General features: G+C 70.2%; 18 protein-coding genes. 7 read left to right on the top strand and 11 right to left on the bottom strand.

Going from position 1 to position 21,410, the window contains the following annotated elements:
- Window positions 1–8: 8 nt before the first annotated feature.
- Complete coding sequence (locus OG978_RS28275; RefSeq protein WP_326767904.1) at window positions 9–1,022, bottom strand: hypothetical protein; 1,014 nt, start codon at window positions 1,020–1,022, stop codon at window positions 9–11.
- A 65-nt stretch (window positions 1,023–1,087) separates the two neighbouring features.
- Window positions 1,088–1,618 (bottom strand): hypothetical protein, encoded by a 531-nt coding sequence (locus tag OG978_RS28270; RefSeq protein WP_326767903.1) that lies wholly within the window; start codon window positions 1,616–1,618, stop codon window positions 1,088–1,090.
- A 278-nt stretch (window positions 1,619–1,896) separates the two neighbouring features.
- On the opposite strand from OG978_RS28270, the gene OG978_RS28265 reads away from it, so the two are divergent.
- Entirely contained in the window at window positions 1,897–2,535 is a 639-nt protein-coding gene (locus tag OG978_RS28265) for a helix-turn-helix domain-containing protein (protein WP_326770193.1), read from the top strand.
- A 52-nt stretch (window positions 2,536–2,587) separates the two neighbouring features.
- Here the strand turns inward: OG978_RS28265 and OG978_RS28260 are convergent, their stop codons facing one another.
- Window positions 2,588–3,628, bottom strand: a complete 1,041-nt coding sequence (locus OG978_RS28260; protein WP_326767902.1) for a helix-turn-helix domain-containing protein — start codon at window positions 3,626–3,628, stop codon at window positions 2,588–2,590.
- 225 nt (window positions 3,629–3,853) lie between these two features.
- Window positions 3,854–4,879 carry an ATP-dependent 6-phosphofructokinase gene (locus OG978_RS28255; RefSeq protein WP_266729632.1) on the bottom strand — a complete coding sequence of 342 codons (1,026 nt, stop codon included), beginning with the start codon at window positions 4,877–4,879 and terminating at the stop codon, window positions 3,854–3,856.
- A gap of 219 nt (window positions 4,880–5,098) precedes the next feature.
- Here OG978_RS28255 and pta point away from each other — a divergent pair, with 219 nt between their 5' ends.
- The 3 genes from pta (at window position 5,099) to pyk (ending at window position 9,973) form a co-directional block, all read left to right on the top strand.
- Window positions 5,099–7,171: a phosphate acetyltransferase gene (pta, locus tag OG978_RS28250; RefSeq protein WP_326767901.1), complete on the top strand. Its 2,073-nt coding sequence runs from the start codon at window positions 5,099–5,101 to the stop codon at window positions 7,169–7,171.
- A 4-nt stretch (window positions 7,172–7,175) separates the two neighbouring features.
- Entirely contained in the window at window positions 7,176–8,468 is a 1,293-nt protein-coding gene (locus OG978_RS28245) for an acetate kinase (protein ID WP_326767900.1), read from the top strand.
- Between the two features lie 74 nt (window positions 8,469–8,542).
- Complete coding sequence (gene pyk, locus OG978_RS28240; protein ID WP_326767899.1) at window positions 8,543–9,973, top strand: pyruvate kinase; 1,431 nt, start codon at window positions 8,543–8,545, stop codon at window positions 9,971–9,973.
- Between the two features lie 102 nt (window positions 9,974–10,075).
- Here the strand turns inward: pyk and OG978_RS28235 are convergent, their stop codons facing one another.
- The 4 genes from OG978_RS28235 to OG978_RS28220 form a co-directional block, all read right to left on the bottom strand.
- Window positions 10,076–11,350, bottom strand: a complete 1,275-nt coding sequence (locus OG978_RS28235; protein WP_326767898.1) for a hypothetical protein — start codon at window positions 11,348–11,350, stop codon at window positions 10,076–10,078.
- Window positions 11,340–11,906, bottom strand: a complete 567-nt coding sequence (locus OG978_RS28230; RefSeq protein WP_326767897.1) for a DUF6114 domain-containing protein — start codon at window positions 11,904–11,906, stop codon at window positions 11,340–11,342. The genes OG978_RS28235 and OG978_RS28230 overlap by 11 nt, the downstream gene beginning before the upstream one ends.
- 95 nt (window positions 11,907–12,001) lie before the next feature.
- On the bottom strand, window positions 12,002–12,643 hold the full coding sequence (locus OG978_RS28225) for a DUF6230 family protein (protein ID WP_326767896.1): 642 nt from the start codon (window positions 12,641–12,643) through the stop codon (window positions 12,002–12,004).
- A gap of 599 nt (window positions 12,644–13,242) precedes the next feature.
- A complete protein-coding gene (locus tag OG978_RS28220; RefSeq protein WP_326767895.1) occupies window positions 13,243–14,220 on the bottom strand; it encodes a tetratricopeptide repeat protein in 978 nt (325 codons plus the stop codon).
- Window positions 14,221–14,616: 396 nt separating this feature from the next.
- Between OG978_RS28220 and OG978_RS28215 the strand changes: the two genes are divergently transcribed.
- Complete coding sequence (locus OG978_RS28215; protein WP_442817754.1) at window positions 14,617–15,243, top strand: TetR/AcrR family transcriptional regulator; 627 nt, start codon at window positions 14,617–14,619, stop codon at window positions 15,241–15,243.
- On the opposite strand, the gene OG978_RS28210 is transcribed toward OG978_RS28215, so the two are convergent.
- Both OG978_RS28210 and OG978_RS28205 read right to left on the bottom strand, forming a co-directional pair.
- Complete coding sequence (locus OG978_RS28210; protein WP_326767894.1) at window positions 15,234–16,253, bottom strand: GDP-mannose 4,6-dehydratase; 1,020 nt, start codon at window positions 16,251–16,253, stop codon at window positions 15,234–15,236. The two genes, OG978_RS28215 and OG978_RS28210, sit on opposite strands and share 10 nt — an antisense overlap.
- Before the next feature lie 28 nt (window positions 16,254–16,281).
- Entirely contained in the window at window positions 16,282–17,409 is a 1,128-nt protein-coding gene (locus OG978_RS28205) for a UDP-N-acetylglucosamine--N-acetylmuramyl-(pentapeptide) pyrophosphoryl-undecaprenol N-acetylglucosamine transferase (RefSeq protein WP_326767893.1), read from the bottom strand.
- 64 nt (window positions 17,410–17,473) lie between these two features.
- Here OG978_RS28205 and OG978_RS28200 point away from each other — a divergent pair, with 64 nt between their 5' ends.
- Complete coding sequence (locus OG978_RS28200) at window positions 17,474–18,154, top strand: response regulator transcription factor (protein WP_326767892.1); 681 nt, start codon at window positions 17,474–17,476, stop codon at window positions 18,152–18,154.
- The gene (locus OG978_RS28195; RefSeq protein ID WP_326767891.1) at window positions 18,151–19,605 is read left to right on the top strand and encodes a sensor histidine kinase; all 1,455 of its coding nucleotides are present in this window, start codon (window positions 18,151–18,153) and stop codon (window positions 19,603–19,605) included. Before OG978_RS28200 ends, OG978_RS28195 begins: the two co-directional genes overlap by 4 nt.
- Here the strand turns inward: OG978_RS28195 and OG978_RS28190 are convergent.
- Window positions 19,581–21,281: an acyl-CoA mutase large subunit family protein gene (locus OG978_RS28190; RefSeq protein WP_326767890.1), complete on the bottom strand. Its 1,701-nt coding sequence runs from the start codon at window positions 21,279–21,281 to the stop codon at window positions 19,581–19,583. The two genes, OG978_RS28195 and OG978_RS28190, sit on opposite strands and share 25 nt — an antisense overlap.
- Between the last annotated feature and the right edge of the window lie 129 nt (window positions 21,282–21,410).

Below are 21,410 nucleotides of genomic sequence, written 5' to 3'. Positions count from 1 at the left end.
TTACGGCACTACTTCGTGACGAGGTTCCGCCAGAAATTCCGCAGGCTCTCGTCGCCGCCGAACAACGTACTGAAAATCGTGGAGTCCGCCAGCAGCACATCGCCGGCCCGCTCACCGCTCGGGGGCATCCACAGGAACATGTTGAACTCGGTGTTGCCGGCCTCGATGAACGGATGCGGCCTGGAGGTGTCGACCGGCTGCCGGGCCAGCACACGTATGGCATCCGGCTCGTCGCTCGTCACGGCGTAATGCGGAAGATGCTGGTGGAAGTTGAAGTTCGTCACCCCGTCCAGCCACCCTTTCGTATCCGCATCCCTGACCGCGGAGAACGGGGCAATTCGGTTCGGCGCTTGTACGGCGGGGCGCAGTCCGTAGCGGTTCTCGACAGGTACCCCGAGGCCCTGCATCAGGCCCCGGACATAGCCGGCGAACCGCTGCTGGCGGGGAACCAGGGGATCGCCGTGATGGCGGTACTCCACCTCCCGCACCGTCAGATCGTCCGATGCCCCGACGTCGTGGTGAGGCCCCAGGACCAGGCGGGCGTCCTCCCGCGTGAGGAAAGCCCGCAGTGCCTCGACCTCCCCAGGCCCGGCCTCTTGTCCTGTGATCATGTGATCCAGCCCGAACACGAACAAGGTGTCGGTGTCAGCCAGTACCCGCTCGTCGAGTGGGGTACGGAAACCGGCCTGGTCGATGCGCTGGTACACGGGGACAGCGTGTCCGGAGATCTCCTCGACGAACTGCTGGAACGGCACCCAGGCCCGGAAGAACAACTCCAGTGAGCCGGCGATGCCCTGCTGAAAGTGCAACGGGTCGGACCACTTCGGGTCCTCGTAGGCGGGCCAGGCCACCCGGCGGACCTCGGTCATGGTGGAGAACCGGTTGTCCAACTCGGCCGGATTCCTGCCTGCCTCCGCGGGATAGCTCCACGCGACGTAGATGCTCACCCGTCGCCGGCCAGGTGTGTATTCGCGCGGGAGGTGGTTCTGGTTGTAGGTGCGTGCGGTCTGGATCTCGCTCATCTCGTCTCCGATCCACAACGGCCCCAACCGGACCGGACAGTGGGACGAGCGTGCGGCAGCGGTTCTCACTGCAGTTGGTCGAGCATCTCCGACAGGGCGCTCTTGATCCGCAGTGCCTTCTTGATCTCGTCAGCCGTGACGAACGGATACTCTCCGTACTCGATGAAGCTCGGACAATGGTGTTCGCGCACGAACCTGCCGAACGCCTCGGGGTTGGTCTTCCAGTCCTCGGGGAATCCTTCAAGATTCTCGAAAGCCGTGCTCACCTGCGCCTTACCGAAAAGGGCAATGGCGTCCTCGGTGTACTTGTCGAAATCGGTGTCGAAGATCCCCTGATACATGAAACGGGTGTCGTCGTCGAAGAGCACCCAGCGCAGGTAATGCAACTTCAGCGGCGCCAGAAGGTACGGATCCTTCTCCAGCGCCTCGGCCAGCACGTTGCCGTACTCGCGCATCGCCTCGGCCCGGCCCGGTTTGACCTTCGCGACGATGGTGAACCCGTAGCACGCCGGTGTCTTCGGGAAAACGGGGCCGTACTTGCCCTGTTCGAGGTCTGCTTCCTTGGGGAGGACGGCCGCCTGCGGCTTGATCTCCATCTCTGCTCCTCCCGCCACTACTGACCGGGAACCATCCCTTCCATCGTCCCACCCAGCCACTCGATCCGCCTTGTGAGCAGCACCGTCGTGATCCCGCGCCCCGCGTGCGGGCAGCACCGTCGGCAGCGTTCAGCAATCTTCTAGGACGTTCCTACGAGTTGTGGATATCGGTGGAACACACCGTAGTCATGCCATGTCTTGACTCCTACGGTGGGGCCGTGCACCCCTCCCCGCCGTTCAACGCCCCCGCCGCGCGCCGACTGCGCGAGGCCCTGGGGATGCTTCCCGGCCATGTCGCGTACGGTCTCGGGGCCCAGTACGGGCTCCGGGTCAGCACCGAGACGGTGGTCGCCTGGGAGCGCGGGCTCGCCGTGCCGAGCGAGTACGAACTCAAGGCGCTGGCCGGGGTGTTGTGGTGCTCGCCGGGCGAACTGCTCACCGCCGCACGCACCCTGCGGGAGCACCGGGTGGCCAGGGAGCTGGCCGTGGAGGAGCTGGCGCGGCTGCTGGGTCTGACCGCCTCCGCTTATCTGCGGATGGAGGAGTCGGGGCGCTGGCGCGGCAACGAACGCCAGTCCGCGGCGCTCGCCGAGGTGCTGGGGCTGACGGCCGCCGGGTTCGTGACGGTGTCCGGCCGGGACGAGGAACTGGCGGAGCTGCTGCGCGGCGCGGTGACCACGCGCTGGCAGGCCCATCTGCGGCCGGTGGCGAAGCTGGTGCCGCTGGAGCGCGGGTTCCTCCAGGACGTACTGGAACAACTGCACACCGACTACCAGGCGTTGATGGTGTCGACGCTGAGCTGGAGCAGCACGGGTACGGAACGGGCCGGGGCGACGGGCGACTCGGGACGGGTGTTCCTGGCGGAGATCCTGGAACGGTTCTGGCGGGCGGCGGGGGTGCCGGGGCCGGACGGGTAGAGGCTGTCGGTCACCCGACAGCCTCTACCCGTCCGGCCTCCGTCGTACGTTCTCAGCCGTCGGCGGCATCCGCGGCCACCGGGTCGAAGGAGAACAGGTTCCCCCGGTCCGCTCCGTCGCAGCTCGTCTGCACCATCTTGGCGCCGCGCTCCTTGCCGTTCCCCTCGGCACCGACGCACAGACGGGTGTGGGCGGGCTGGATCCGGTACCCCTCGACGGGGCGGCCCACGGACTCGATCAAGAACACCTCCGCGTCGCCGCGTTTGCCGCACCCCTGGTCCTGCAACCCGGCTCCGGCGTCCCGCATCCCGTCCCAGACGCCGGTGCAGCCCAGGTCGTAGTCCGGGTGATCGGTCACGATCCGCCAGGCGCCGCCGTCCAGCGGCTTGAGGGAGAAACTCGGGATCGTCTCCTCCTCGCACGACACCTGGTACAGCCGCCCGCTGTCACTGCCCCGCTCCTCGGAGAGGCAGAACCCGGAGTGCATGGACCGTATCTGCACCGTCCGCCCCGCCACGGGCCCGGTCGCACGACGGGATTCCGGCCGGTCGTCGTCCCGTACGAGAAGGACGACGGTCACCGCCCCTGCGGCGAGCACGGCCAGTGAGACGACGGCCGCCAGGACGGTCCTGGACCGGCGACGACGGGCGGGGGACGGTTCGGGAAACGGGACGGTGGGCGGCTCGGACGAGAGCTCATCGGACTGCCCCGGGGAGCGCCCGGCCGCCTCGTCCCGTGCCGTCCCGGAAGCCTCCCCTCCCCCTTCCCCGGCCCGCCGCCCGTGCACGGCGAGTTCCTTGCGTACGGCGAGCCAGTCCGCCACCTCCGTGGGCCCGCAGCCGCAGGCCCGTACGAAGGCGGCGAGGAGTTCCTCGCGCGGGACCGACGTACGCCCCAGCATGTTGGCGATCGTGGAGCGCGGGAGCACGTCCCCGACCGCTTCGGCCCGCTGGGCCAGTTCGCGGTACGTCAGACCCGACGCTTCCTTGAGCACCCCCAACAGGGCGATGAACTCGGACGCGCTGTGCGCCTCACGAGGATCCGGAGCTCTGCCCTCGACGACCATCGGCTGTGCCTCTCCCCTGGATTCCACGCTCGGACAAGGTTGGGACATGTCCGGGACAGGGACAAGCCTTGTTGATCCGGTCCGTCGGCTCAAGAGTTGTTTCCGGCACCGCGGCCCGTCCGGATCCGACCATCCGGAACGGCCCCGGGCGCCGGGGGAACGGCAAGCGGCCCTGACCGTCCACGGGGGGACAGTCAGTGCCGCCGGGCCGTTCCGGTCGGGCCGCTGCCGCGCGGCCGGGGTCAGCCGGGGTCAGAAGACCGACTCGGCCTCGTCCATCCGGTCCTTGGGCACCGTCTTGAGCTGTGTGATCGCGTCGGCGAGCGGAACCATCTCGATGTCGGTGCCGCGCAGCGCCGTCATCCTGCCGAAGTCGCCCCGGTGCGCCGCCTCGACCGCGTGCCAGCCGAAGCGGGTGGCGAGCACCCGGTCGTACGCGGTCGGCGTGCCGCCTCGCTGCACATGGCCGAGAATGACCGGCCGGGCCTCCTTGCCGAGCCGGGTCTCCAGCTCGATGGCCAGCCGGTTGCCGATGCCCTGGAAGCGCTCGTGGCCGTACTGGTCGATCTCGCCCTTGGCGTACGGCATGGAGCCCTCGGCCGGGTGTGCGCCCTCGGCCACGCAGATGACCGCGAACTTCTTGCCGCGCGCGAAGCGTTCCTCGACCATCTTCACCAGGTCCTCGACCTGGAAGCGACGCTCGGGGAGGCAGATGCCGTGCGCGCCGCCCGCCATTCCGGACTCCAGCGCGATCCAGCCCGCGTGCCGGCCCATCACCTCGACGACCATGACCCGCTGGTGCGATTCGGCGGTGGTCTTGAGGCGGTCTATGGCATCGGTGGCGACGCCCACCGCGGTGTCGAAGCCGAAGGTCCGGTCGGTGGCGGAGATGTCGTTGTCGATGGTCTTGGGGACGCCGACGACGGGCATGCCCGCGTCCGACAGCATCCGGGCGGCGGTGAGGGTGCCCTCGCCGCCGATCGGGATGAGGGCGTCCATGCCGTAACGGCGACTCAGCTCGGCACAGTTCTCGGCGGCCTCGCGCAGCCGGTCGCGCTCCAGCCGGGCCGAGCCGAGAATGGTGCCGCCACGGGCGAGGATGCCGCTGACCGCGTTGAGGTCGAGGGGGCGGAAGTGGCCGTCGAGGAGTCCCTTGAACCCGTCCTCGAAGCCGATGACTTCATCGCCGTGCCCCACCACGGCGCGGTGCACGACCGACCGGATCACTGCGTTCAGGCCTGGGCAGTCGCCGCCTGCGGTGAGAATTCCGATGCGCATCGTGCCTTGTCTCCTGCTCGCTAGTGCCGTGCATTTCGGGGGTCGTCCACTGAATCCCCCGTACCGTGAGCCACAACGATTGTCCCACGTCAGGTCTCGACCTCGCGCTCGCCTCAGCCCCGGTACGGGGTCTTCGCCCGGCGGGCGACGCCTCGGACCCCGCGGGTATCGTCAACATGGCAATACCATCCCAAACCGCAATTCGACGGGAGAACACGCGTGACGCGCAGCGTGTACGTGACCGGGATCGACCGGGGAGACGGCCGGCAGGTCGTCGATCTGGGAGTCATGGAGCTCCTGACGCGTCAGGTGGACCGGGTCGGGGTGTTCCGCCCGCTCGTCCACGACGGACCCGACCGCCTGTTCGAACTGCTGCGGGCCCGCTACCGGCTCCCCCAGGACCCCGAGTCGGCCTACGGGCTGGACTACCACGAGGCGTCCGCGCTCCAGGCGGAACAGGGCACGGACGAGCTGGTCTCCCGGCTCGTCGAGCAGTTCCATCAGGTGGCCCAGAAGTACGAGGTGGTGCTGGTGCTCGGCACCGACTTCGCCGCCACCCAGCTGCCCGACGAGCTGGCGCTCAACGCACGCCTGGCCAATGAGTTCGGCGCCTCGGTGATCGCGGTGGTCGGCGGCAAGGGCCAGACCGCGGAGTCGGTGCGGGCCGAGACCCGCAATGCCTACCGCGCGTACGCCGGACTGGGCTGCGACGTCGTCGCGGTGATCGTGAACCGGGTGGCGTCCGAGGACCGTGACGCCATCGCGGAGCGGCTGGCGGCCAGGCTGCCCGTCCCCTGTTCGGTCCTGCCCGACGACGCGGCGCTCTCCGCACCGACCGTCGCCCAGATCACCGCGGCACTCGGCGGCACGGTCCTGCTGGGCGACGACTCCGGGCTGGCGCGGGACGCGCTGGACTTCGTCTTCGGCGGTGCGATGCTGCCGAACATGCTGAACGCGCTGACGCCGGGCTGCCTGGTGGTCACGCCCGGGGACCGGGCGGACCTGGTGGTCGGCTCGCTGGCCGCGCACAGCGCCGGGACGCCGCCCATCGCGGGGGTGCTGCTGACCCTGGACGAGCGCCCCGGCGAGGAGATACTCAGGCTGGCCGCGCGACTCGCACCGGGCACCCCGGTCGTGTCGGTGGCCGGCGGATCCTTCCCCACCGCGGCCCGGCTCTTCGCCCTCGAAGGCAAGTTGAACGCCGCGACGCCCCGCAAGGCGGAGACCGCGCTGGGTCTCTTCGAGCGCCATGTGGACACCGGCGCTCTGCTGGAGCGGATCTCGGTGGCCCGCAGCGGCCGCGTCACCCCGATGATGTTCGAGCACGAGCTGCTGGAGCAGGCCCGCGCCGACCGGCGCCGGGTCGTCCTGCCGGAAGGCACCGAGGACCGGGTGCTGCGCGCCGCCGACGTACTGCTGCGCCGCGACGTCTGCGACCTCACCCTGCTCGGCGACCCCGACGTCATCCGCAAGAAGGCCGCCGACCTCGGCATCGACCTCGCCGGCACACAGCTCATCGACCCGCAGACCTCCGAGCTGCGCCAGACGTTCGCCGAGCGGTACGCGCAGGTGCGGGCCCACCGCGGGGTCACGGTGGAGCTGGCGTACGACGTCGTCGCGGACGTCAACTACTTCGGCACCCTGATGGTCCAGGAGGGGCTCGCGGACGGCATGGTCTCCGGAGCCGTGCACTCCACGGCGGCGACGATCCGTCCGGCGTTCGAGATCATCAAGACCAAGCCTGACGCCTCGATCGTCTCCTCCGTCTTCTTCATGTGCCTCGCCGACAAGGTGCTGGTGTACGGCGACTGCGCGGTCAATCCGGACCCGGACGCGGAGCAGCTCGCCGACATCGCGGTGCAGTCGGCCGCCACCGCCGCCCGCTTCGGCGTGGATCCGCGGATCGCGATGCTGTCGTACTCGACGGGCACCTCCGGCTCGGGCGCCGATGTCGACAAGGTGCGCGAGGCGACGGACCGGGTCCGCGCGAGCAGGCCGGACCTCAGGATCGAGGGCCCGATCCAGTACGACGCCGCGGTGGAGCCGAGCGTCGCCGCGACGAAGCTGCCCGGCTCCGAGGTGGCGGGCCAGGCGACGGTGCTGATCTTCCCGGACCTGAACACCGGCAACAACACCTACAAGGCCGTGCAGCGCTCGGCGGGCGCGGTGGCCGTCGGACCGGTGCTCCAGGGGCTGCGGAAGCCCGTCAACGACCTGTCCCGCGGCGCACTCGTCCAGGACATCGTCAATACCGTGGCCATCACGGCGATCCAGGCGCAGGGCAAGGAGTGAACGGATGACCATCCCGACCACCGAGGGCACCGCCGGGACGGGCGCATACCGCGTGCTGGTCCTCAACTCGGGCTCCTCGTCGGTGAAGTACCAGCTGCTGGACATGAGCGACCGCACCCGGCTCGCGGTGGGCCTGGTCGAGCGGATCGGCGAGGAGACCTCCCGCCTGGTGCACACCCCGCTGGTCGGCGGGGGCGCCGAGCAGCGCGAGCGCGTCGGCCCGATCGCCGACCACGAGGCGGCGCTGAAGGCGGCGGCGGAGGAACTGGCGGCCGACGGGCTCGGCCTGGACTCCCCGCAGCTGGCGGCGATCGGCCACCGGGTGGTGCACGGCGGGCTGCGGTTCACCGAGCCCGTGGTGATCGACGACGAGGTGCTGAAGGAGATCGAGCGCCTGGTCCCGGTGGCCCCGCTGCACAACCCGGCGAACATCACCGGTATCCGTACCGCCCGGGCCCTGCGACCGGACCTTCCGCAGGTGGCGGTCTTCGACACGGCCTTCCACACGACGATGCCGGAGTACGTGGCGCGGTACGCGATCGACACGGAGACCGCCGACGCGCACCGCATCCGGCGCTACGGATTCCACGGCACCTCGCACGCGTACGTCTCCCGCAAGGCCGCCGAGCTCCTGGGACGCACCCCCGAGGAGGTCAATGTCATCGTGCTGCACCTGGGCAACGGCGCCTCGGCCTCGGCGGTGGCCGGCGGCCGGTGCGTGGAGACCTCGATGGGGCTGACCCCCTTGGAGGGGCTGGTGATGGGCACCCGCTCCGGGGACATCGATCCGGCCGTCACCTTCCACCTCATGCGGGTCGCGGGGATGTCGGCGGACGAGGTCGACGCGCTGCTCAACAAGAAGAGCGGTCTGGTCGGCCTCTGCGGCGACAACGACATGCGGGAGATCCGGCGCCGGATCGACGAGGGCGACGAGCGTGCGGCGCTGGCCTTCGACATCTATGTGCACCGGCTGAAGAAGTACATCGGCGCCTATTCGGCGGTCCTCGGCCGGGTGGATGCCGTGGTGTTCACGGCGGGGGTCGGGGAGAACTCGGCACCGGTGCGGGAGGCTGCCATCGCCGGTCTCGAGGAGCTCGGCCTGGCGGTTGACGCGGATCTGAACGCCGTACGGTCCGGCGAGCCCCGGCTGATCTCGCCGAACTACGCGCGGGTCGCGGTCGCCGTGGTGCCGACGGACGAGGAACTGGAGATCGCCGTCCAGACCTTCGCGCTCGTCGGACAGGCCCACGGCGTGGCCGGCCGGGCCCACGACGCCGTCGGACAAGCCCACAACTGAGCACCCCCTCGCCCCTTTGTACCTTCCACCAGACGGAATATTCCGTAGCGAAACAAACCGATAGGATCCGCCTCATGCGCCGTTCCAAAATCGTCTGCACACTCGGTCCCGCCGTCGACTCCCACGAGCAGCTCGTCGCTCTGATCGAGGCCGGCATGAGCGTGGCCCGCTTCAACTTCAGTCACGGCAGCCACGAGGAGCACCAGGGTCGTTACGACCGGGTCCGCCGGGCCGCCGCCGAGACCGGTCGTGCGATCGGTGTGCTCGCCGACCTCCAGGGCCCGAAGATCCGCCTGGCGAAGTTCGCCGAGGGCCCCGTCGAGCTGGTCCGCGGGGACGAGTTCACCATCACCGCGGAGGACGTCCCCGGTGACAAGTCGATCTGCGGTACGACCTACAAGGGCCTGCCGGGCGACGTCGCCAAGGGCGACCCGATCCTGATCAACGACGGCAACGTCGAGCTGAAGGTCGTCGCGGTCGAGGGCCCCCGGGTGAGGACCATCGTCATCGAGGGCGGTGTCATCTCCGACCACAAGGGCATCAACCTGCCCGGCGCGGCGGTCAACGTCCCGGCCCTGTCCGAGAAGGACGTCGACGACCTGCGGTTCGCCCTGCGGATGGGCTGCGACCTGGTGGCGCTCTCCTTCGTGCGGGACGCCGACGACGTCAAGGACGTCCACAAGGTGATGGACGAGGAGGGCCGCCGGGTCCCCGTCATCGCCAAGGTCGAGAAGCCGCAGGCCGTCGAGCACATGGAGGGCGTCGTCATGGCGTTCGACGGTGTGATGGTCGCCCGTGGTGACCTGGCCGTCGAGTATCCCCTGGAGAAGGTCCCGATGGTGCAGAAGCGCCTGGTGGAGCTCTGCCGGCGGAACGCCAAGCCGGTGATCGTCGCGACCCAGATGATGGAGTCGATGATCACCAACTCGCGGCCGACCCGCGCCGAGGCGTCCGACGTCGCCAACGCGATCCTGGACGGCGCGGACGCGGTCATGCTGTCCGCCGAGTCCAGCGTGGGCGCGTACCCGATCGAGACGGTCAAGACGATGTCGAAGATCGTCGTCGCCGCCGAGGAGGAGCTGCTCTCCAAGGGCCTGCAGCCGCTGGTGCCGGGCAAGAAGCCCCGTACCCAGGGCGGTTCGGTGGCCCGTGCGGCCTGCGAGATCGCGGACTTCCTGAACGGCAGGGCGCTGGTCGCCTTCACCAAGTCCGGTGACACGGCCCGCCGCCTCTCCCGCTACCGCGCGGCACAGCCCATCCTGGCCTTCACCACGGACGAGTCCACCCGCAACCAGCTCGCGCTGAGCTGGGGCGTCGAGGCCCACGTCGTGCCGCACGTGGACAACACGGACGCGATGGTCGACCTGGTCGACGGCGAGCTGCTGAAGCTGGGCCGCTACAACGAGGGCGACACGATGGTCATCACGGCCGGCTCGCCCCCCGGCATCCCGGGCACGACCAACATGGTCCGGGTGCACCACGTCGGCGGCGGCGCGCGCGACTGACGCGTCCGGCACCCGTGAGCACGACCGTGGGCCGCACTCCCTGAGGAGTGCGGCCCACGGTGCTGTGCGGCTCCCGAACGGGTCAGGTACCGCTGAGAGGCCCTAGCTGTTGCCGCCGGTGAAGTAGTTGTGCAGCCCGGGGACCTTGAGCGAGCCGCCGAACTGACCGGCCTGCGTCACCTTGACCTTGGTGAAGAAGGCGAAGGGTACGTTCAGCGGAGGCGGTGTCTCCGGGCTGAACGTGACCGGGATGAGGCCGAAGAGGTTGCCCTTCAGCTCCTCCGTGTACATGGTCACCGTGCCGTTGCGGATGGTGGACTTGGAGCCCTTCCGCGCCTCGACATGGCCCGTCGTACCGGCCGGACCGACCGTCTTCTGGTGGAGGTTGTCGATGTCGATGGAGCTCGCGGTGAACTTCAGCGCCTTCTTGACCGTGCCGTCGTACGTCTTCACCTCGACGATGCCCTTGTAGTCGAGCCCGTTGAGGGTGAGCATCGAGCTCTCCAGGATCCACGGGTCGGTCGGGAGCAGCGGGATACCCGTCTCCAGATCGGCCGCGGCCAGCGCCTTGGGGTCGGCAGTCGGACACGGGAAGCGCTCCTTGGCGCCGTCCGGAATGTCCTCGTCCTTCTTGGCGTCGAGCCCCTTGGCGCTGTCGTCGAGCTCCTTGACCGTCTTGCCGGCCTTGCCCGCGGCTTCGCGGATGGCGGCGGCGGTCTTGTCGGCCGTCTCCTTCGCGGCGTCCGTGGCCTTCTCGACGGGCTTCTCGACGGGCTTCTCGGCGGTGTTGGTCTCCGACGGCTCCGGGGACGCGGTGCTCGCGCTCGGGGACGGGCTCGCCGTCTCCTCGTCCGGTCCGTCGAAGAGGTCCCTGAGCGCGTCGCCGACGCCCAGCGGGTCGAGCGGGTTCGTCGACTTCGTGGGTGTGGGCGAGGCACTCGGCGTGGCGGCGGGTGCCTCGGCCGCTTCGGCCTTCGGCTTCGCCGCGTCGCTCGCGGACGGGGTCGTCGAGGGCTTCGGGGTCGCCGTGTCGCCCTTGTCGCCGGAGCCGGAGCCGGTGGCGGAGGAGGACGGGGACGGCGACGGCGATGTGGACTGCGACGCGGACGGGGACGGCGACTCGCTCGGCTCGTCGGAGCGGGTCACGCAGGGGCCGGGCGCGAAGGGAATGTCGGAGTTGTCGTCGGCCAGCGCGAGCTTGGGGGTGAGCCCCATGCCCACGAAGACGGCCGTCGGCATCGCGGCGAGCGCGAACGCCTTGCCCGCGGGAATGTGCAGCTTCGTCAGCAAGGACTTCTTCGGGGCCGCGTGGCGCGGTCCGCTTCTCGTCCCGAGGTCATCCCCGGTCGAGTTCAGCTGCCTCTCGTCACCCCGCACGATGCCTCCCGCCGTCGACCTCAACTGTCGTGTCGTACTGCTCCGGCTGCTGCTGGGGCACCGCTGCCGAGCTGTGGAACTCGCTTCCGGACTCCTGCCCGGGGCCGCTCGGCACCGACTTCTCCCCCGCCGCTCCGACCGGCACGAGGTCGGGCTTCGGCTCGCCCGGGGCCCAGGAGACGGAGAGCGCTCCACCCAGCAGGGCGAACAGGAAGCCGACCAGGAATCCGCCGATGTTGGCGACCGGTATCGAGATCAGCGCCAGCAGGATCGCGGCGACTCCGGCGAACACCCTCACGATGTGGTGGAACCACATGGTGAGGCCCAGCGTGACGAGCAGGATCCCGATGATCAGGGATCCGGCACCGGCGGTGGTGGACATCGCCAGTGTGACGTTGCCGAGGTGCATGTTGGCGTACGGAAAGTACGCGATGGGTAGACCACCCATCATCGTGAACAGGCCCGCCCAGAACGGCCGGTTACCCCGCCAGGTGCGGAATCTCCGCCAGAAGACGCGGAGGTAGTGCTCGTTCTGCCCTGTGGACTCGGGGCTCATGGAAAACAGCTCCCTGGAACCGGTACTGCTGTGAGAAGAGAAAAGGTGGGCGGCCGGAGTCCCCTCAGGAGCGCTCCGGCCACCCGGGCGGGTGCTTAGTAGCACTCCTTGACGCCACTGTGCAGCCGCAGGCTCAGGTTGCTGAGCTTGAAGGTGCCGGCGGTGGTCGCCCATGCCGTCTGCTTCACGTTGGTCAGCGTCGCCGTCTCGGCGCGCTGCGCGAAGCCGTTCGGGTTGACCTTCTTCTCGGTACCGGACTGGATGCCGGGCTTGCCGACGTCTCCCGCGGCGACACCGATGTCGATGTGCTCGAAGTACGCGTCGGCGTCGAGCTCGGAGATGTCGAGGTACAGGTTGGTCGCCTCGACCGGCTTCTCCGGGTCCGTACCCGCCTTCAGCACCAGCGTGACGTTGCCGAGGCCGAACGGAAGGTTCGGAGTGACCACCGACTGGCACATGTTGGTGATCGTGGCATCGCTGAAGCCGGACACGGCCACGGCGTGCGCCGCGTCGTCGCCCTTGAGGTCCTTGCCGGTAGCAATGCTGCCGTACTGGACGAAGTCATGGCCGACGAGCTTGTCGGTGCGGACCTTGAAGCTCTGGCCGGACACGCTGAACGACGCCGCGAGGGCGCCCTGCGCGAGACCGACACCCACCGCCGCGGTCGCGACGACGCTCGGCACCATGACCAGAGCGAAACGCTTCCATCTGGTGCCGCCACGAATCTGGGAACTCATACTTTTTCCTCCTTCTCGGACGTACATCTCCGGTCCGGGCCTGGGCCCGTCCTGGGATGGGAGAAGTGCTACGTCCTCGGCAAGGAGAGCGCCTACGGACGGAGGCATGAACCGCGTCCGAATCACCGGCGATCACCCCCGAGCGACAACCACTGGCCACGCATTCGCGCAACCTGTTCGGACAGGCCCTGCCGGACGACAGGAACCCCCCTGTCCGGAGCCGGCGCCACTGCCGCCGACCCACTCGGTGGGGACCCAACGGGGCCGCCGCACCGACTGGCAGCCGGGCTGGCGTTATTGGACCGAGCGTGGCCGATCGTGGTGCATTCCCGCCCGTGACACAAGGGGGTTCGTTACTCGCTAGTAACGGCCCGATAACCGATGCGCGACCGGCTGGTACCGCCCGGCCACACAGGGTGGCGCCGAACTGAAGGACGAAAGGGGGATCGGTGCGCCAATACGGACAGATCCCAGGGCTTGATTTACTGCGAGTAACAGGCCCTTGCTTTATCAAGATTTGGTAAAGCAGAGGCGTCTCTTATCGCCCGATCGCGAAAGCGGCCGCGGTCCCCCGAAGGGCACCGCGGCCGCTTGTCACATCAGAACAAGACCCGCGCCAGCGCGGCACGCGCGGCGCCGACCCGTGGATCGTCGGGGCCGATCACCTCGAACAGCTCCAGCAGCCGCACCCGCGCGGTGTCCCGGTCGTCACCGAAGTTGCGCCGCACCGTCTCGACGAGCCGGCCGAAGGCGTCCTCGACATGACCGCCGACCAGATCCAGATCGGCGGCGGCGAGCTGCGCCGTGACATCGGCCGGGTTCGCGGCGGCCTCCTCGCGGACCCGCTGCGCGTCCATGTCCTTGACCCGGGAGAGGAGTTCGGCCTGGGCGAGGCCGAGCTTGGCCTCCATGTTGGCCGGATCTTCGGACAGGACGTTCTTGTACGCCTGGACGGCACCGGCGAAGTCGTCGGCGTCCAGGGCCTGTACGGCGGATTCGAGCAGGGCGTCGTACGGCCCCGCGGGCGCCTCGGCCGGAGCCCGGTCGGCGGCCTCGGCGGCGGCGTCCTGGTCGACCACGATCCCGGTGAGCCCGAACCGCTCCTCGCCGACCTGGATCAGCTGGTCCAGCGTCTGCCGGATCTGGGCCTCGGGGGCCGCGCCCTGGAAGAGCGGGAGGGCCTGCCCGGCGACGACGGCGAAGACCGCCGGGATGCCCTGGATACCGAACTGCTGCATCAGCATCTGGTTGGCGTCGACATCGACCTTGGCCAGCACGAAGCGACCGTTGTACTCATGGGCCAGGCGCTCCAGGAGCGGGCCCAACTGCTTGCACGGCTCGCACCACTCGGCCCAGAAGTCGATGACGACCGGGACCTCGGCGGAACGCTGCAGGACATCGCTCTCGAAGCCCGCCTCATCGACATCGATCACCAGGGCGGACGGCGGTACGGCACCGCCGCCACCCTGCCGGGAGGCCTCGGTACGGGCCTGCTCCGCCTTCACCTTGGCCTCGCCGGCCGCCTTCACCGCGGCGAGGTCGACGACGCCGCTCATGGACATGTTCCTAGGCTGCATACGTACATCCTCCCCCCTTGGCGCACCGATCCGGAAAGCGATACGGGAACCGTGCCCGTCCGCAGCCCCCGCCGGTGTGCGGGGTGCACGGACAGACACGGTTCCGGGCCCCGCGAAAGACCCCGGAAGGGGCCGAAAAGAACCCCCGGTGGCCCCTGAAAGACCCCAGTTCGGCAGCCGGACCCCCGCCCAGTGCCTGGTGCGGCTCCGGGTCCCCACCCGGTGCCTGTGGTTGTCGCTCGTTCGTGGCGCGAGACACGGCGCCCTGGCCGCCTTCCTTACGCTACGACCCGTAGCGTAACTGCCGATGGGCTCTCTCGAACAGATGATCTCGGTGATCTGTCTCACGGACACCGGGACCGCTCCGTTCTTGCTACTGACCGGTATGGTCACCGCATGCTGAGCCACAGCGACCAAACCCCCTCCCGGACAGGACGTCCGCGCAGTACCGCGGCCGATGCCGCAATCCTCGAAGCGACCCGGGCGTCCCTGGTCGATCTCGGCTGGTCGAAGCTGACCATGGGTGATGTGGCGACCCGGGCGGGGGTCGCGAAGACAACCCTCTATCGGCGCTGGGCAGGCAAGAACGAGCTGGTCGTTGACGCGGTCGCGGTCCTCTTCGACGAGCTGGAGCTCCCCGACCGGGGCAGCCTGGCGGCCGATGTGCAGGGCGTCGTGCTCCAGTTCGCCGCGTTGCTGGAGCGGCCGGAGACCCGCACCGCGCTGATGGCGGTGGTCGCGGAGTCCACCCGGGACGATTCGCTTCGACTGCGGATCCGGTCGGCCATCGTGGACCGGCAGAAGCGCCTGGTCGTCCTCGGCCGGGAGCGCGCCCAGGCCCGCGGCGAGCTGTCGTACGAGGACGATGCCGAGACGGCGGCCCGCAACGCGGACCTGATCTTCGATGTGATCGCCGGTGCCGTGGTGCACCGGACACTGGTGAGCGCCGAGCCGGTGGACGCCGAGTGGGCGCGCAGCTTCACCTCTCTGCTGCTGCTCGGGCTGGCCGAGGCTCAGACCTGATAGCGCCCCGGCGCGAAGAGGTGGAGGTGCTTCTCCACCCAGGCGGAGGTCCGCTCCAGGCCCTCCTCCAGGGAGACTTCGGGCCGCCAGCCCGCCCACTCGCGGGCCCTGGTGTTGTCGGACAGCAGTCGCTGGACCTCGCTGCCGGAGGGCCGCAGCCGCGCCGGGTCCACCACCACCTCCGCGTCCCGACCGGACGCGGTGATCAGGGCTTTCGCCAGGTCCCCGACCGAAATCTCCCGGCCGGTGCCGAGGTTGACGCTCTCGCCCAGGGCCCGGTCACAGCCGGCCAGCGCCAGGAATCCGGCCGCGGTGTCGGTGACGTACGTGAAGTCCCGGGTGGGGGCCAGTGAGCCAAGGCGGATCTCCCGTGCGCCCGCGTGCAGTTGGGCCAGGATCGTGGGAATCACCGCTCGGGCGGACTGGCGCGGGCCGTAGGTGTTGAACGGGCGGACGACGGTCACCGGAAGCTCGAAGGCGTGCCAGTGCGAGAGCGCCATCATGTCGGCGCCGATCTTCGAGGCGGAGTATGGGGACTGCGGCTGGAGCGGGTGACTCTCGCTGATCGGGGCGGTCAGCGCGCTCCCGTACACCTCGCTGGTTGAGGTGTGCAGCAGGCGGCGCACCGAGTGGCGGCGGCACGCCTCGGCGATGTTCTCGGTGCCGACGACGTTCGTGCGGACGTACGCGGCCGGCGCGTCGTAGCTGTACGGGATGCCGATGAGCGCGGCAAGGTGGAAGACCGTGTCGCAGCCCGCGACCGCGTCCATCACACGGCCCGCGTCACCGATGTCCCCGGCGATCATCTCGACGGGGCTGTGCGGGTCGTCGAGGTAGCGGGCGAGGTGCCCCTTCTCGGCGTACGGCTTGTAGTGGACGAACGCGCGGACGTGCGCGCCGCGTTCGACGAGCAGGTCCACGAGGGTGGAGCCGATGAAGCCCTCGGCGCCGGTGACGAGGACCGTGCGGCCCTTCCAGTCGATGCTGCGGCCGTTGCGGTTGGTGCTCATGCGGTGAATTCCTTTGCGGTGGGCGGGGTTACGGGGCGGTGACGAGGCGGATGACGGTGGCAGCGAGCAGGTCGGCAGCCTGCGCATGGTTGCCGGGATCGGCGGCGCGGCCCATCGCGGCGAGCCTGCTGGGGTCGGTGAGCAGCGGCTCGACAACAGCGGCGAGCCGGTCGGCGGTGGTTTCGGCGTCCGGCACGAGGTGTGCGGCACCCACCTCGGACAGCACCCGGGCGTTGTGGGTCTGGTGGTCGCCGGGGGCGTGCGGGTACGGCACGAGGACGGCGGGCACCCCGGTGGTCGCGAGTTCGGCGATCGTGGCGGACCCGGCCCGGCAGACCACCAGATCGGCCACGGCGTAGGCGAGGTCCATCCGGTCCAGGTAGGGGACGGCCTGCGCGACCGGGCCCGCGCCCGTGTCGGCGAGCCGCTGTCGGGTCTCCGCGAGCGCCGCCGGACCCGTCTTGATCAGGAGGTGGACGTCCCGGCGGTCGCGCCAGCGGGCGGCGAGGCCGACCGCGGCCGCGGTGAGCCGGGCCGCGCCGAGGCTGCCGCCGTTGAAGAGGACGACGCGGGCTCCGGCGGGTATTCCGAAGGCGCCCCGGGCCTCGTCGCGGAGCGCGGGGCGGTCCAGGGCGGCCAGCGAGGCGGCGATCGGCATGCCGACGGTCCGGGCCCGCTCTCCGCCCGCCAGGTGCGGGCGGCTGCCGTCGAAGGCGACCGTGAGGTGTTCGGTGAGCCGGGCAGCAAACTGGTTGGCGCGGCCGGGGACGGCGTTGGACTCGTGGATGACGCTGGGCAGCCCGGCCATCCGGGCCCCGAGGACGGCGGGGGCGCTCGGGTAGCCGCCCATGCCGACGACGACCTGGGCCCGCTGGGTGCGCAGGATGGACCGGCACTGGGCGCCGGAGCGCAGGAGGGCGGCCGGGAGCAGGAAGCGCTTGGCTCCCAGCGCGGGGTCGAAGGGGATCATGTCGACGGTGTGCAGCCGGTATCCGGCCGCCGGGATCAGGGTCGTCTCCAGGCCCCGCTCGGTCCCGACGAAGGAGATGACCGCGTCCGGGTCGGCGCGGCGCAGGGCCTCGGCAAGCGCGAGCCCGGGGTAGATGTGGCCGCCGGTGCCGCCCGCACCGATCACGACGGAGAGTGGTGTGCGCATGGCCGCCACTCTCGGGAAGCGGCTTAAGAAGGTTCTAAGAGTCCGCTTTGGCATTCTTCGGGGTATGAACAGGATTCTGGTGGCTGACGACGAGCCGGAAGTTCGGGCCGCCGTCGAGGACGGGTTGAGCGTAGAGGGGTACGAGGTACGAGGGGTCGGCGACGGCCTGGCCGCGCTCTCGGCGGTGGCGTCCTGGCAGCCCGACGCGCTCGTCCTGGACGTGATGATGCCGGTCCTGGACGGGCTCGCGGTGTGCCGTCGGCTGCGCGCGATGGAGGACAGGACCCCGGTCCTGGTCCTCACCGCCCTGGCCTCCGTCAGCGAGCGCGTCGACGGCCTGGACGCGGGCGCCGACGACTATCTGGTGAAGCCGTTCGCGCTGGACGAACTGGTGGCCCGGGTCAGAGCGCTGCTGCGGCGGGCCGCCCCGCCCGCGGCGGACGGGGCGGAACTGTCCTTCGCGGACCTGACGCTGGATCCGGTGGCCCGCACGGGGCGACGAGCGGGCCGCCCGCTGGAGTTCAGCCGCACCGAGGCCGCCCTGCTGGAACTGCTCCTGCGCCACCCGGGCCAGGTGCTCCCCCGCGCGATGATCCTGGAGCGCGTCTGGGGGCAGGACTTCGGGCCGGACTCCAACTCGCTAGCGGTGTACGTGGGTTACCTGCGCCGCAAACTGGAGGTGGGCGGCGAACCGCGGCTCGTCCACACGGTGCACGGTCTCGGCTACCGGCTTGACGTGGCATGAGCGGGGTACGTCGGCTGGGCGCCCGGTGGCGGCGTCGGCGCCCGGTGCGTACGCGGCTGGCGCTGGCGGCCTCTGCGGCGGTGGCACTGGTCGCGGTCGGGGTGTGCACGGCCGCCTTCTTCGTGATCCGCTACGAGCTGCTGCACCAGCTGGACCTGAATCTGACGCAGTCCGCGACGCGGGTGATCCAGGAGAACCGGGGCGGCGGCCCACGGGTACTGGCCGGCGAGTGCCGGTACCTCTCCGCGCCCGCTTGCGCGCAGGTGGTCCCGGCCGCCCCGGCGGCGGACCCGGGCGAGGCGTATCCGCTGCCGGTCTCCGCTCCGGTACGAGAGGTGGCGGCGGGCGACCGGGCCCCGTACTTCAGCAACGTCACCCGCTTCGGGCGGCCCCTGCGGATGCTCACGACTCGCTTCGGTGACGGGCGGGCGCTCCAGGTGGCGCTGCGCTCGGACCCGGTGGAGAAGGGCGTCCGGCAAGCTGCCGTACTGCTGGCGGCGGTCGGCGGGGCGGGCGTCCTGCTGGCGGCGGCGCTCGGTTACGGGGTCTCCCGCACCGGCCTGGCACCCGTGGCCCGGCTGACCTCGACCGCCGAGCGGATCGCAGCCACACGGGACCCGCGCCACCGCATCGAGCTGCCGCCGGGGCCGCCGGGTCGCCAGGACGAAGTGACCCGGCTGGCGGCCAGCTTCAATACGATGCTCGGGGAGCTGGAGCAGTCGGTGACCGCCCAGCGCCGACTGGTCGCGGACGCCTCGCACGAGCTGCGGACCCCGCTGACCGCGCTGCGCACCAACGCGGAGCTGCTGGCCCGGGCCGACCGGCTGACGCCCGCGCAGCGCGACCGGGCGGCGAAGGCGCTGGGCCGGCAGATCCGCGAGGTGGCCGGCCTGGTGAACGACCTGATCGAGCTGGCCAGGGACGAGGAGCCGCTGCCGCTGCTGGAGGAGGTACGCATCGCGGACCTGGCCGGGCATGCGGTGACCACGGCCCGTGCGCACTGGCCGGAGACCCGCTTCCTGCTGGAGATCGCGCCCCCGGCGGCGGAGGTGACCCGGCCCGGCGTGCCCGCCCGCCTGAGTCGGCTGCTGACCAATCTGCTGGACAACGCGGCCAAGTTCAGCCCGCCGGACGCCCCGGTGGAGATCGGTCTGACCGCGTTCGGGGGCGGGCTGGAGGTGACGGTCCGCGACCACGGTCCCGGGATCTCGGCGGCGGACCTCCCGTACGTCTTCGACCGCTTCTACCGCGCTGACGCGGCCCGTGCGCTGCCGGGCTCGGGGCTGGGACTGGCCATGGCCCGGCAGATCGCCCGGGCTCATGGCGCGGACCTGACGGCACGGGCGGCGCCGGGCGGCGGAGCGCTGTTCACGCTGACGTTCGAGGGCGGGGACCCGCCGGGCGGCGGGTCCCTCCTCCGCGCCCGTCAGAAGCCGGGCGGCTCCGTGTAGATGCCCCACTCGTCGCGCAGGACGCCGCAGATCTCACCGAGCGTCGCCTCGGCCCGCACGGCGTCGAGCATCGGCGCGATCATGTTGGAGCCGTCGCGGGCGGCGGCCAGCATCGCGTCCAGCGCCGACTTGACCCGGGCGTCGTCGCGGGCGTCCTTGCGGCTGCCGAGCACCCGGACCTGCTCGCGCTCGACCTCGTGGCTGACCCGCAGGATCTCCAGGTCGCCGGTGACCGAGCCGTGGTGGACGTTGACGCCGACGACCCGCTTGTCGCCCTTCTCCAGCGACTGCTGGTAGCGGAAGGCGGACTCGGCGATCTCGCCGGTGAACCAGCCGTCCTCGATGCCACGCAGGATGCCGGAGGTGATGGGCCCGATGGGGTGCTGGCCGTCCGGGTGGGCGCGGGCGCCGCGCTCCTTGATCCGGTCGAAGATCTTCTCGGCGTCGGCCTCGATCCGGTCGGTGAGCTGCTCGACGTACCAGGAACCGCCCAGCGGGTCGGCCACGTTGGCGACGCCGGTCTCCTCCATCAGCACCTGCTGGGTGCGCAGCGCGATCTCGGCGGCCTGCTCGGAGGGGAGCGCGAGGGTCTCGTCGAGGGCGTTGGTGTGCAGCGAGTTGGTGCCGCCGAGGACCGCGGAGAGCGCCTCGACGGCCGTCCGCACGACGTTGTTGTACGGCTGCTGGGCGGTGAGCGAGACACCGGCGGTCTGGGTGTGGAAGCGGAGCCACTGCGCCTTGTCGGTCTTCGCTCCGTAGGTCTCCTTCATCCAGCGGGCCCAGATCCGGCGGGCCGCACGGAACTTGGCGATCTCCTCGAAGAAGTCGAGGTGCGCGTCGAAGAAGAAGGAGAGACCGGGCGCGAAGGTGTCGACGTCCAGACCGCGGGAAAGGCCGAGCTCCACGTAGCCGAAGCCGTCGGCGAGGGTGTACGCGAGCTCCTGCGCGGCCGTCGCCCCGGCCTCGCGGATGTGGTAGCCGGAGACGGAGAGCGGCTTGTAGGCGGGGATGTCGCGGGCGCAGTGCTCCATCAGGTCGCCGATGAGGCGCAGATGGGGTTCGGGCTGGAAGAGCCACTCCTTCTGCGCGATGTACTCCTTGAAGATGTCGGTCTGGAGCGTGCCGTTGAGCACGCCCGGGTCGACGCCCTGGCGCTCGGCCGCGACCAGGTACATGCAGAAGACCGGGACGGCGGGTCCGCTGATCGTCATGGACGTCGTGACGTCGCCGAGCGGGATGTCCTTGAAGAGGACCTCCATGTCGGCGGCGGAGTCGATGGCCACACCGCAGTGCCCGACCTCGCCGAGCGAACGGGGGTCGTCGGAGTCGCGGCCCATCAGCGTCGGCATGTCGAAGGCGACGCTGAGCCCGCCGCCGCCCGCGGCGAGGATCATCTTGTAGCGCTCGTTGGTCTGCTCGGCGTTGCCGAAGCCGGCGAACTGGCGGATGGTCCAGGTCCGGCCGCGGTAGCCGGTCGGGTAGAGCCCCCGGGTGAAGGGGTACTCACCGGGCCAGCCGATCCGCTCGAACCCCTCGTACGTGTCCCCGGGGCGGGGGCCGTACGCGGGCTCCACCGGATCCCCGGAGAGTGTGGTGAAGTCCGCGTCTCGCTTGCGGGCCTTGTCGTAACGGGCCTGCCAGCGGCGGCGGCCTTCCTCGATCGCGTCAGCGTCCATACCATCGAATTTACTAGGACGTCCTAGTAAATGTCGATGGCAAACCGCCCGGTGCTTCGCACGGGGCGGTTCGGGCGGCGCGGACCAGGGCCTTTCGTTTGGATCCGGCCTGATCCAAACGAAAGGCCC

Origin of the sequence: Streptomyces sp. NBC_01591 (genome assembly GCF_035918155.1) — a bacterium.
GTDB lineage: Bacteria > Actinomycetota > Actinomycetes > Streptomycetales > Streptomycetaceae > Streptomyces.
This window is presented reverse-complemented; position numbering and strand designations above follow the sequence as displayed.

Excerpts from the sequence above, each read along its gene's own strand:
- OG978_RS28210 (WP_326767894.1), bottom strand. The coding sequence starts at position 16,253 with ATGAGCACCAACCGCAACGGCCGCAGCATCGACTGGAAGGGCCGCACG.
- OG978_RS28245 (WP_326767900.1), top strand. The coding sequence starts at position 7,176 with ATGACCATCCCGACCACCGAGGGCACCGCCGGGACGGGCGCATACCGC.
- OG978_RS28275 (WP_326767904.1), bottom strand. The coding sequence starts at position 1,022 with ATGAGCGAGATCCAGACCGCACGCACCTACAACCAGAACCACCTCCCG.
- OG978_RS28195 (WP_326767891.1), top strand. The coding sequence starts at position 18,151 with ATGAGCGGGGTACGTCGGCTGGGCGCCCGGTGGCGGCGTCGGCGCCCG.
- OG978_RS28255 (WP_266729632.1), bottom strand. The coding sequence starts at position 4,879 with ATGCGCATCGGAATTCTCACCGCAGGCGGCGACTGCCCAGGCCTGAAC.
- pyk (WP_326767899.1), top strand. The coding sequence starts at position 8,543 with ATGCGCCGTTCCAAAATCGTCTGCACACTCGGTCCCGCCGTCGACTCC.
- OG978_RS28225 (WP_326767896.1), bottom strand. The coding sequence starts at position 12,643 with ATGAGTTCCCAGATTCGTGGCGGCACCAGATGGAAGCGTTTCGCTCTG.
- OG978_RS28265 (WP_326770193.1), top strand. The coding sequence starts at position 1,897 with ATGCTTCCCGGCCATGTCGCGTACGGTCTCGGGGCCCAGTACGGGCTC.
- OG978_RS28215 (WP_442817754.1), top strand. The coding sequence starts at position 14,617 with ATGCTGAGCCACAGCGACCAAACCCCCTCCCGGACAGGACGTCCGCGC.
- OG978_RS28205 (WP_326767893.1), bottom strand. The coding sequence starts at position 17,409 with ATGCGCACACCACTCTCCGTCGTGATCGGTGCGGGCGGCACCGGCGGC.
- OG978_RS28230 (WP_326767897.1), bottom strand. The coding sequence starts at position 11,906 with ATGAGCCCCGAGTCCACAGGGCAGAACGAGCACTACCTCCGCGTCTTC.
- OG978_RS28200 (WP_326767892.1), top strand. The coding sequence starts at position 17,474 with ATGAACAGGATTCTGGTGGCTGACGACGAGCCGGAAGTTCGGGCCGCC.
- OG978_RS28190 (WP_326767890.1), bottom strand. The coding sequence starts at position 21,281 with ATGGACGCTGACGCGATCGAGGAAGGCCGCCGCCGCTGGCAGGCCCGT.
- OG978_RS28220 (WP_326767895.1), bottom strand. The coding sequence starts at position 14,220 with ATGCAGCCTAGGAACATGTCCATGAGCGGCGTCGTCGACCTCGCCGCG.
- OG978_RS28270 (WP_326767903.1), bottom strand. The coding sequence starts at position 1,618 with ATGGAGATCAAGCCGCAGGCGGCCGTCCTCCCCAAGGAAGCAGACCTC.